Below are 10457 nucleotides of genomic sequence, written 5' to 3'. Positions count from 1 at the left end.
CCCGTCGATCGGCCCGTTGGGATCGGTGGTCCCGGCCACCTCGATGGCGCCGTATTTGCGGGTCCAGGTCAGCGAGTTGACGCCGCCCGCGCCGTCCTGGGTGCTGCCGGCGGGAACCGCGTAGAGGTGGGAGTTAAACGAGTACGGCCAGTCCATCGATCGGCCCGTGATGACCATGCCGTCCGGTCCGAGCCAGGTCACCCGGCTGCAGGCATTCGCTGGGGCTGCCATACCCATCACCGCGGCGAAAACCGCGACCATGGCCAGCAGCCGCCGGATCACTGCCTTGCGCATAATCATCCCTTCGCCTGTTTCTGCCATGATGACAGCTCGAATCTTTGCTGGCCCGTACGGGGGGTCCCCGGCGCGCCGATCGGCAAGAATGGACACGGGGTTTCCCCGTGGATCCGGTCGGAGGTTGGCAGTTGGGCGAGCGGCGCAGGCTCGGGGTCCAGGACGCGCTCTGGCTGGAAATGGACCGTCCGAACAACCTGATGGTCGTCGACTCGGTGGTCTGGACCGCCGAGCCGTTGGACTTCGCCGAACTGCGCAAGGTCGTCGAACAACGGCTGATCAACCGCTACTCGGTGTTCCGCAGCCGCGCCGTCTGCGACGACGACGGCTCGTGGTGGTGGGAGCCTGACCCCGACTTCACCATCGACAATCACGTCTCCCTGGTCTCACTGCACAATCCGGACGACCCGCAGGCGCTGCAGGAACTCGTCGCCGCGCACCGTACCAACCCGCTGGACCACAATCACCCGCTGTGGCAGTCGATTTGGATCAAGCGCTACCGCGAAGGCAGCGCGATGCTGTTGCGCAGCCACCACGCCATCGCCGACGGCATGCGGATGGTGCAGTTGGCGATGAGCCTGTTCGATTCCACCCCGCAGGGCGGGCCGATCCTGGCGCCGGCGGTGATCCAGACCGGTGCCCATCCCCACCCGCCCGGTCGCCCGCTGCCTGAACGGGTCCGCTCCGGGGCCGTCGAGGTCGCCCGCACAGCGGGTGAAACCGTCTCCCGGGTGACCGAGGCCAACCTGCTGGCACGGGCCGGCAAGATCGGGCGGTTCGTCCTGCGCAACCCGGTGGGAGCGGGGGTGACGCTGTTGACTGCTGCGCGGGCCGGCGCCGCCGATATCCCCGGGACGGTGCGGGCCGCGGTCCCCGGCGGTGGGAAACTGGTCGACTTCTTCTCCGCGGTGCCCGGAGATGTGGACACTGTGCGCAAACTGCTGATCGGCACCCGCAACGACGCCACGATCTGGACCGGTACCGCCGGCGATGAGAAGGGCGTGGCCTGGTCGGACCCGCTGCCGTTGTCGGCGATCAGGGCGGTCGCCAAAGCCAACCGCTGCACCGTCAACGATCTGCTGGTGGCCTGCGTGGCCGGCACCTTGCACGAGTACCTGCGGGCCCACGAGGCGCTGTGCTCGTCGGTGACCTTCATGGTGCCGGTCAACCTCAAACCGCTGGACCTGACGTTGCCGGACTCGCTGGGCAACGACTTCGCGCTGGTTCAGTTGGAGTTGCCCACCGACGAGATCGACCCGCGCAAACTGCTGGCCACCGCCAAACGGCGGATGGACCGGATCAAGCACGGCCATGAGGCTGCGGTGGCCTTCCGGTTCCAGGAGACGATCGCCGGTTTCAGCCGCGAGCTTTATGAGGCGTCGGTGGATATGTTCGCCAACCGCACGCTGGGCACACTGACCAACGTGCCCGGTCCACCCGCCGCGGTGTATCTGGCGGGCAGCCTGGTCGAGGGCATCGTCGGTTGGGCGCCGGTTTCCGGGGATCAGCCGATGAGCTTCACCATCTCCAGCTACAACGGCCGGGTGATCGTCGGAATCGCCTGCGATACAACACTTGTGCCCGACCACGAAATGATCGTCGAGGGTTTCATCGACGCCTTCGAGCGAATCGCCGAGGCAACCCCGGGTGTGGTTTTGATGCCGGTCAGCTGGGGACGGGGTGGGAAAGGTCCCCGGCGAGGTCACGGCCGAAGGCAATGAGCGCGCGGCGGCCGATGTCGAGGATGGCCTGATCGAAGTCGGTGTCGTCCCGGAAGGACAACTCCAGCACCCGGTCGGCCATTTCGACGGCGACCAGCAGTGCGCGCGGATCGGTCTCGGGGGGAAGCAGGCCGGCGCTGATCAGCATCGCGTGCATTCGCCCGGCGAGCCGCTGCATCCGGGCGTGCACATGCTTGGTCACGGTGGGGGAGGTGCGGCCGGCCATCCACAGCCGCGCCGAACTCGGGTAGAGCCGATAGTAGTGGGTGTGCAGGTCCAGTTCGTGGTTGAGCAGGTCGGCGATCGAGGTGATCTGCCAGGTCTGCTCGGCGGCCACGCAGCGAGAGTCCAGTTCGGCGCAGTGCCGTTCGAGCAGTTCGTCGAGGATCGCCTCACGGTCGGCGAAGAACCGGTACAGCGAGGGCGAGGACACCCCGGCACGGTCGGCGATGGCGCGGGTGGTGACGGCGTCCACGCCCTCTTCGTCGGCGATCGCGGCGGCGGCGTGGAGGATGCGGTCGACCGTCTGCCGACTGCGCGCCTGGACGGGCGCGCGGCGCTGAACAGGGGTGACGGTCACCGAAGCCCTCTCTCGTGGATGGCGCAGCCAGGGAAGTCTTGACAGCTGTCGAAGAAAATATAACATTATTCACGTTACAGTCCTAGCCCTCGATCGGGAGAGTCCATGTCCGTCGCGTCGTTCAACACCACCCGCCCGAAGGATTCACTGACCGGGCACGTCGACGTGCTGGTGGTCGGGGCCGGGATCTCCGGTCTGGGCCTCGGGCACTATCTGGTCACCCAGTTGCCGGGCAAGACCTTCGCGATCGTGGACAGCCGCGACGCCATCGGCGGCACCTGGGATCTGTTCCGCTACCCGGGCATCCGGTCGGACTCCGATCTGCACACCTTCGGCTACGAGTTCAAGCCGTGGACCTCCGACAACGCCATTGCCGACGCCCACGAGATCCTCGACTACCTCCACGAGGTCATCGAGGAGGACGGGTTGGCCAAGCGGATCTACATGCACCACAGGGTGATTCGGGCCGATTTCAGCACTGAGGCGGCGCAGTGGACGGTAACCCTCGAGCGTGACGGCAAGCAGTGGGACGTCACCTGCGACTGGCTGTTCGGCGCAACCGGCTACTACGACTACTCCGAGGCCCATGCGCCGCACTTCGACGGCCAAGAGGACTTCGAGGGCCGGATCGTGCACCCGCAGTTCTGGCCGGAGGACCTCGACTACTCCGGCAAGCAGGTCGTCGTCATCGGCAGTGGGGCCACCGCCGTGACCCTCATCCCGGCGATGGCCGACAGGGCCGCCCACCTCACCATGCTGCAGCGGTCACCGTCCTATGTGATGCCGCTGCCGCGCAAGGACCCGATCGCCAACTCCCTGCGGAAGGTGTTGCCGGCCAAGGCTGCCTACGCCGCGACGCGCCGGTTCAACATCGGCAAGGGCCGGTTCATCTACAACCTCTGCCAGCGCAACCCCAAGCTCGCGCGCAAGCTCATCCGCAAGATCAACATCACCGCCCTGCCCAAGGATTTCGACGTCGACACCCACTTCAATCCGGTCTATGACCCGTGGGATCAGCGGTTGTGCGCGGTGCCCGACGCCGACCTGTTCCGGACGATTTCCAAGGGCAAGGCCTCGGTGCTCACCGACAAGATCACGCGGTTCACCAAGACCGGAGTCCTGCTGGAGTCCGGGCGGGAGCTCGACGCCGACATCATCGTCACCGCCACCGGCCTCAAACTGCAGTTGTTCGGCGGTATCGAGGTCTCCGTCGACGGTGAGCTCAAGGATGCCCACGACAGCCTGGTCTACAAGAGCTTCATGCTCTCCGGGATCCCGAACATGGCGTTCATCTTCGGCTACACCAATTCGTCGTGGACGCTGAAAGTCGGCCCTGTGTGTGATCACCTGTGCCGGGTGATCTCCTATATGGACCAGCATGGCTACACCACCGTCATGCCGGTCGCCGACGATCCCACGATCACGCGGCGCCCGATGCTGGACTTCCCGGCCGGTTACATCCTGCGCGCGATCAACGAATTCCCGCAGCAGGGGACCAGCGGCCCGTGGACCATCGAGATGGACTACTGGGCCGACCACGAGCGGCTGCGCAAGGGTTCGGTGGAGGATCCGGTGCTGCGGTTCAGTACCGCTGCGCGGGCGATCGTGGCGGCAGGGGCTGCCTCGGCGTAAGCCGCGGGTGGTCACCCATCGGCACGAGACGGCCGGGGACAATGGCGGTCGATGAGCGCCGACCCCGAACCCCTTCAGCGCGCCGCGTTGGAACAACTCGCCGACGCCGTGCTCGGTGCTGTCGAGCAGGCCGTCGATCCCGGCGGTGAGCAGTTGGAGGCCGCCCTGCAGTCCGTCCGGCACCGGGTGGTCGAATTCGTCCGCCGTTACCACCGGCTGCAGATCGACGTCGAGGCCGACAGCCTCGACGAGCCGGTGCTGTTCGTCGCCAACCACGGCTTCGGCGGGATCCTCGACCTCAACGTGATGGCGGTTAATGCAGCGTTGGGCGATCTCAACCTGGACCGGCCGGTGACCTACCTGACCCACCAACTGGCGTGGACGCTGGGCGTCGGCCCGATCTTCGAGCACCTCGGTGCCCGCCCCGCCAGCCGGGAGAGCGCAAAGCGGGCCTTCGCCGAGGGCCACCATGTGGTGGTCTTCCCCGGTGGCGACCTCGACGCGGGCAAGTCGTTCAGCGACCGCAACCGGATCGTCTTCGGGGGACGCAGCGGTTTCGCCCGGCTGGCCATCGACCAGCGGGTACCCATCGTTCCGATCGTGACCGCCGGGGCGGGGGAGTCGCTGCTGGTGCTCACCGACGGTGAACGGCTGGCGCGGGCGTTGCGGCTGGACAGAATCCTGCGGGTGAAAGCCTTGCCGGTCAGCCTGTCGGTGCCGTGGGGATTGAATGTCGGTGTGGTCGGCATGCTTCCGTATCTGCCGCTTCCGACGAAGTTGCACACCCGGGTGCTCCCGGCCACCAGGTCGACGGCTGACGAAGACGCAGACGGCTACGCCGACCGGATCCACACGCTGATGCAGGATGCGCTGACGGAGATGACCGCAAACCGGTTCCCGCTCATCGGGTGACGTTGCGGCAACAGCACAGTCCGCGGGTATCCCCCTAGTTGACCGGAACATCCAGAATCGGCCGCGGATCCCCGGCGCCGGGTCCGTCGAAGTGCCACCACTCACCGGCGTAGACGGCCAGCCCGCCGGCGGCCATCGCGGTGCGCAGCACTGCCCGGTTGGCCTGTGCCGCCGTGCTGACCCCCTCGGTGGCGTATGCGGTTGCGCGGGGGGAGAAGTCGTCGAAGTCGGTGCCCATCTCCACCAGTCGCCCACGGGCCGCGAGTGTCACATCCACCGACCGGGCCGATTCATGGCTGCGGGCGTAGTCGCCCGGTTGGGCCACCCATGCCGGGTCGGGTACCGCCTCGAACATCTGCACCTGCACGTCGTAGGGCCGGTAACAGTCCCAGAACACCAGGGTGTATCCCTGCCGGCGTAGTGCCGCCGCGGCGGTGGCCAATCCGGGTCCCAGCGACTCGTGCACCAGGCAGCGCGCGTCGGCGGGGTATAACGGGACGCCGACGAAGTTGTCGGCGGTGGTGTAACGCAGGTCGATGATGGCGTCGGGCACCGCGGTGCGGACGTCGATCAACCCGGCAGCGCGCGCCTGCGCGCTCACCGGCGGCACGGCCCCGTCCGGGGCGGCGCTGACGGTCACCGGACCCGACCACGCCAGTGCAACGGCGAGGGCTGCGCCGGTCAGGACATGTCGCATTCCCGCATTCTCGGTCACCGTCGACCGGCCGAGCCGCCCAGGTCCAGGTGTTCGGCTTCGTCGCGGTAGCGCGGATAGGACAGTTGCCGGTGGGTGAGGCAGCCGGTATCGCCGGCCGCAGCGGCGGGGCTGGGTTGTTCGCGTGACACGAGTGGCGCCTGTAACGAATCGCGGGCATTATCTGACAGAGGTGTGTAGGCGTTCTTCGGCGCGGAGGTGGACGTGCGGTTTTCAGGCAGCGGGACACGACCGGTGCGGGTGGCTGTCGGTGCGCTCGGGGTGGGGCTGGCGGCGGTGGTCGCCCCCGTCGCGGCCGCCGATCCGGTGATCCCCGAGCCCGTGCCTCCTGCTGAGATCCCCGTCCCGGCTGCCCCTGTTCCCGCCCCGGCTTCAGATCCGGCGGCTCCCGCCCCGGCTGCTCCGGTGGCGCTCACCCCGCCGGACGGCACGTCGCATCTGCCCAGCCCGGACAGCCTGCCCCCGGGCACCACCCAGGAGGCCCCGCAGTACCCCCGTCTGGGTTATCTGCGTGAGGTGTGGAACGCGATCCGCGGGCAGGACATATCGGCTAGCGACGCCCTGCTGCTGCTGGCGCAGCGCCCGGTGACCGACCAGCGGCTGACCGAGAGCGTCCCGGGAAATCAAGGTCCGGTCGCACCGCCGGCGCCCGACGCGCCGCCCGCACCGGAGCTTCCCGCGGCCGAGCCGCCCGTCCCCGCGGCTGCGCCGAACGTCCCGGTGGCCGACCCGGCTCCGTCTGCGACTCCGGGGGACGCCCCGTCGGACCGCGCCGCCGACTCCACCGACTCCGCCTCGACTGCCGAGCAAAGTCGTCGCGGATCTCAGGCAGCGCCGGCTCCCGCCCCGGCTACAGCTGCGCCGGCTGAGCCTGCGCCCGCGCCGCAAGTACCTGCACCTGCTCCCGCTGACCCGGCCCCTGCCCCGGCTCCGGCAGACGCTGCCCCAGCACCGGCCCCCTAGTGGGTACTGATCAGCGAACCTTCCAGTCTGGGCCACCGCCCCCGGAACCACACGCAGCTTGACAAGCTGCGTTTCCTGGGATGTCTAGGCGGGCCCCAAGCTGATAGCGACCTCATTGCGACGCCGGAACGGGATCGTCCACGGCGGGTCGTAGAACCAGGTCAACGGTTCCCCAGCGGCCTGAATGTCGTTGTCCCGCAACGTCTGCAACAGTTCGTCGGTGCGGGCGGCCACAGCCTCGGAACTGGCGATTCCGGAGAATCGCAGCACCGCCACCCGCTCGCCGGGAACCGTGACGAGATGCACCCGTTCGTCGTGGGGTGCCGGCAGGGTGTCCAGGCTGTGCTCTGAGGGCATGAAGAACCGGATCACCCACTGGCCGGTGCTGCCGCGTTGCGCCGCGACCGGCGCGGTCATGGCGATCTTCTGGCCCTTCTCCTGCACCACCGGCGCGGTCATCGCGATTTTCGTCTTTCCCTGGTTCCCGCCGAAGATGTAGCGGGCCAACCGGCGGAAACCCTCATTGCGGGCGGCTTCCTCGTCGGCGTCGATCGTGGTCTCCGCGGCGATCCGCGGTCCGTAGCGACGGATCTCCACCTCACCGTTCGCGCTGCCCACCCGGCGCTCCACGGTGAACGAGGGTTCCTCGGTCCCGTGGCGGATGCCGACGATGGTGCCGGCGCCCTCGGCGACTTGGCCGAGTGCCCCGGCGATCTTGTTCAGCATGATGACTCCTGTCCCGTGCGGTGTAACCATTCAACGCTCGGCATCAAAGATCGGGTTCCCCGGTCCCGCCACTGCTAGTTTGCCCTTGATGCGGGAATTAATCGTCGCGCTGCCGCTGTGGGTGATCGCCGCGGTGATGACGCTCTTCTTCTGGGCCGTGACCCGTGCCGCTCGCGAGCTCGTGCTGCGCAGCCGCGAAGCCGAGGCGCGTGAGGCGCTCGCCGAACAGGCCAACAGCCTGCTCACCGGAGTTGCGGCGACCTTCGCGTTTTTCGTCGGCTTCGCCATCTCGATCAGTTGGGGGGCGGTGACGGCAAGCCAGACGGCGGTTGAGCAGCAGGCGACGGCGGTTCAACAGATGGCCTGGGAACTGAACAACATCCGCGATCCGGCCCAGTCGGCGGCATTGATGGCCGATCTGCGCAACTACGCGGCAACCGTGGTGGCAGAGGACATCCGTTTGCTGGTCAGGGGCGACGCCGCCGTTCTGCCGTCCGCGGCTGCGCTGGACCGGTTCGAGAATGCGCTGCAGGCCTTCGCCTATGGGCCGACGGCTCCCGAGCGGCAGACCGCGCCGTTGATCTCGGCAGCCTCGACGCTGAGTTCGTCGGCGGCTGCCGTTGCCGCGGTGGCCAACCGCGCCCTGCCCCGTCCGCTGCTCGGGCTGCTGATGGTCGTCGGGGTACTGTCCTCGATCCTGATGGGGATCACGACTGTGACCTACGCCCGGCCGTCGCTGATTTTCATCTGGTGTCTGATTCCGGCGGTGTCCGTCACCACGGTGCTGGCGCTCGCTTATCCCTTCGCAATCCGGTCCGGAATAACCCTCGCGCCGATGCAGACGATCGCCCAGCAGTTGGCCACGCCCTAGGACGCCTACCGGGCCAGGTCGGCGTAGCGGGTGCGGTGGTGGTCGGTGGACCCGAACTCGTACTGCAGTGCGGTGAGCCGCTTGAAGTAGTGCCCGATGGCAAGTTCTTCTGTCATCCCCATGCCGCCGTGCAACTGCACGGCGTTCTGCCCGACGAACCGGGCGGCGCGCCCGACGGTGACTTTGGCCGCCGACACCGCTCGGGCCCTCGTGTCGGGGTCGGTGTCGAGGTTGAGCACCGCCAGATATACGGCCGAAACCGCCTGCTCGAGTTCCATGTACATGTCCACCATGCGGTGCTGCAGCACCTGGAAGCTACCGATCGGGGCGCCGAACTGTTGGCGCTGCTTGCAGTAGTCCACGGTGTCGGCGAGCACCCGGCGCATGGCGCCGACGGCTTCGGCGCACACCGCCGCGGCGCCGTCGTCACGGGCCCGAGCCAGCGACGGCCAGGCGTCGTGTTCCAGCAGGGCATCGGCGGGTAGGTGCAGGCCGTCGAAAGTCAGGTCGGCGGCGCGGCGGTCGTCGATGGTGCGGTAGCTGTGCACGCTCATGCCGGCGGGCGGCGCGGCCGGGTCGAACTCCGTCAGGAACAGCGAGATGCCGTGCCGGTCGCCGGGTTCACCGGCGGTGCGGGCGGCGATCAGCAGGTGGGTGGCTATCGGTGCCGACAGCACCACGGCCTTGGACCCGGTGAGCACCCAGCCGTTGTCGGCTTGAATCGCATTGGTGGACAACGACTCCCAATGCTCAGACCCTTCACCGACTGCCAGCGCCACGATGGCTGCGCCCTCGCCGACGCGCTCCAGTGCGGCCGTCGCCGCGGCCCCGCCGGCGCGGTCTAGGATCCCGCCGGCCACCAGCACGGTGTCGATGAACGGTTCGACCACCAGCGCCCGGCCGAGTTCCTCGGCGATCACCATCGCCTCGACCGGTCCGCCGCCCATGCCGCCGGCCGACTCGGGCAGGGTGGCCCCAAGGATGCCCAACTCCTCGGCGAAGCTGCGCCAGATCTCCGGTTGCCAGCCGGCCCCGGTCTTCGCGGCGGCCCGGCTGCTCTCGAGGTCGTAGCGTGCAGCGAGGAACTTGCTCAAGCCGTCGCGCAGCAGCTCTTGTTCGGCGGAGAGGTTGAAGTGCATGGCCGCTACAGTCCCAGGGTTGCTTTGGCCAGGATGTTGCGTTGAATCTCGTTGCTCCCGGCGTAAATTGAACCGGCCCGGTCGTTGAAGTAACGCAGGGCGGCAACTGCCTGCCATGGCTGGCCGCTGACGTGGCCGTCGGCCGGCGGTAGGTAGTCGGCGATCGGGCCGCCCGGCCGGGTGGCGTGCGGCTGATAGATCCGACCGCGCGGTCCGGCCGCCTCCATCGCCAGTTCGGTGATCGCCTGACTCAGTTCGGTGGACAGGATTTTCAGCATCGACGAGGCCGCACCGGGGTTGCGGCCCTCGGCCACCGCGGCTAGCACCCGGTACTCCAGAATCTCCAGAACCTCGGTGCGAATGCGGACGTCGGCGAGTTTGGCGGCGAACGCCGGATCGTCGAGTAGCACCCCGCCGCCAGGGCCCGGTTGATGCCGGGCCTCGCCGGCGATCGACTCGGCCATCACCTGCAGGCCCGGGGCGGCCGCGCTGCCGCCGCGTTCGAACTCCAGCAGATACTTGGCCACCGTCCAGCCGTCGTCGATCGTGCCGATGACTCCTGACTTGGGCACCCTCACGCCGTCGAAGAAGATCTGCGTCTGGATCTCCTCCCCGGAGGTCATCACCAGCGGCCGGATCTCGATGCCCGGAGAGGTCATGTCGATCAGCAGGAAGGTGATGCCCTGCTGCTTGCGCGCGCCGCGGGTGGTGCGCACCAGAGTGAAGATCCAGTTCGCCTCCATGGCGTGGGTGGTCCAGATCTTGCTGCCGGTGCACACCAGATCATCACCGTCGTCGACTGCCGCCATGGTCAGCGATGCCAGGTCCGAACCCGCCTCGGGTTCGGAGTAGCCCTGGCAGAAGAACACCTCGCCGGTGAGGATGCGGGGCAGGAAGTAGTCTT

11 protein-coding genes and 1 pseudogene are annotated in these 10457 nt (G+C 68.0%); 5 read left to right on the top strand and 7 right to left on the bottom strand.

Annotated elements, in window-relative coordinates:
• Positions 1-294 (bottom strand): annotated as a pseudogene (locus ADBZ5N_RS14180) (hypothetical protein); the annotation flags it as partial.
• Positions 295-401: 107 nt separating this feature from the next.
• On the opposite strand from ADBZ5N_RS14180, the gene ADBZ5N_RS14175 reads away from it, so the two are divergent.
• Positions 402-2015: a WS/DGAT domain-containing protein gene (locus ADBZ5N_RS14175; protein ID WP_526258387.1), complete on the top strand. Its 1614-nt coding sequence runs from the start codon at positions 402-404 to the stop codon at positions 2013-2015.
• Here the strand turns inward: ADBZ5N_RS14175 and ADBZ5N_RS14170 are convergent.
• The gene (locus ADBZ5N_RS14170; protein ID WP_526258385.1) at positions 1960-2595 is read right to left on the bottom strand and encodes a TetR/AcrR family transcriptional regulator; all 636 of its coding nucleotides are present in this window, start codon (positions 2593-2595) and stop codon (positions 1960-1962) included. The genes ADBZ5N_RS14175 and ADBZ5N_RS14170 overlap by 56 nt on opposite strands.
• A gap of 105 nt (positions 2596-2700) precedes the next feature.
• On the opposite strand from ADBZ5N_RS14170, the gene ADBZ5N_RS14165 reads away from it, so the two are divergent.
• Together ADBZ5N_RS14165 and ADBZ5N_RS14160 are read left to right on the top strand one after the other, a co-directional pair.
• The gene (locus ADBZ5N_RS14165) at positions 2701-4227 is read left to right on the top strand and encodes a flavin-containing monooxygenase (protein ID WP_526258383.1); all 1527 of its coding nucleotides are present in this window, start codon (positions 2701-2703) and stop codon (positions 4225-4227) included.
• A 51-nt stretch (positions 4228-4278) separates the two neighbouring features.
• Positions 4279-5139: a lysophospholipid acyltransferase family protein gene (locus ADBZ5N_RS14160; protein ID WP_526258381.1), complete on the top strand. Its 861-nt coding sequence runs from the start codon at positions 4279-4281 to the stop codon at positions 5137-5139.
• Positions 5140-5173: 34 nt separating this feature from the next.
• On the opposite strand, the gene ADBZ5N_RS14155 is transcribed toward ADBZ5N_RS14160, so the two are convergent.
• Both ADBZ5N_RS14155 and ADBZ5N_RS14150 read right to left on the bottom strand, forming a co-directional pair.
• Positions 5174-5836, bottom strand: coding sequence for a M15 family metallopeptidase (locus tag ADBZ5N_RS14155; RefSeq protein ID WP_526258379.1), 663 nt, complete (start codon positions 5834-5836; stop codon positions 5174-5176).
• A 14-nt stretch (positions 5837-5850) separates the two neighbouring features.
• Entirely contained in the window at positions 5851-5985 is a 135-nt protein-coding gene (locus ADBZ5N_RS14150; RefSeq protein ID WP_526258377.1) for a hypothetical protein, read from the bottom strand.
• A 109-nt stretch (positions 5986-6094) separates the two neighbouring features.
• Here ADBZ5N_RS14150 and ADBZ5N_RS14145 point away from each other — a divergent pair, with 109 nt between their 5' ends.
• Positions 6095-6817, top strand: coding sequence for a hypothetical protein (locus ADBZ5N_RS14145; RefSeq protein WP_526258375.1), 723 nt, complete (start codon positions 6095-6097; stop codon positions 6815-6817).
• Between the two features lie 84 nt (positions 6818-6901).
• Here the strand turns inward: ADBZ5N_RS14145 and ADBZ5N_RS14140 are convergent, their stop codons facing one another.
• Complete coding sequence (locus ADBZ5N_RS14140; RefSeq protein WP_526258373.1) at positions 6902-7543, bottom strand: heme-binding protein; 642 nt, start codon at positions 7541-7543, stop codon at positions 6902-6904.
• Positions 7544-7631: 88 nt separating this feature from the next.
• On the opposite strand from ADBZ5N_RS14140, the gene ADBZ5N_RS14135 reads away from it, so the two are divergent.
• On the top strand, positions 7632-8414 hold the full coding sequence (locus ADBZ5N_RS14135; protein WP_526258371.1) for a bestrophin-like domain: 783 nt from the start codon (positions 7632-7634) through the stop codon (positions 8412-8414).
• A 5-nt stretch (positions 8415-8419) separates the two neighbouring features.
• Here the strand turns inward: ADBZ5N_RS14135 and ADBZ5N_RS14130 are convergent, their stop codons facing one another.
• Positions 8420-9553, bottom strand: a complete 1134-nt coding sequence (locus ADBZ5N_RS14130) for an acyl-CoA dehydrogenase family protein (protein ID WP_526258369.1) — start codon at positions 9551-9553, stop codon at positions 8420-8422.
• A 5-nt stretch (positions 9554-9558) separates the two neighbouring features.
• Positions 9559-10457: acyl-CoA dehydrogenase family protein (locus ADBZ5N_RS14125; protein WP_526258367.1), on the bottom strand; the 899-nt coding region annotated here is incomplete at its 5' end.

Source organism: Mycobacterium sp., assembly GCF_044370595.1.
Taxonomy (GTDB): domain Bacteria; phylum Actinomycetota; class Actinomycetes; order Mycobacteriales; family Mycobacteriaceae; genus Mycobacterium.
Note: the sequence above shows the minus strand (reverse complement) of the source record. Positions and strands in the feature narration are given on the sequence as shown.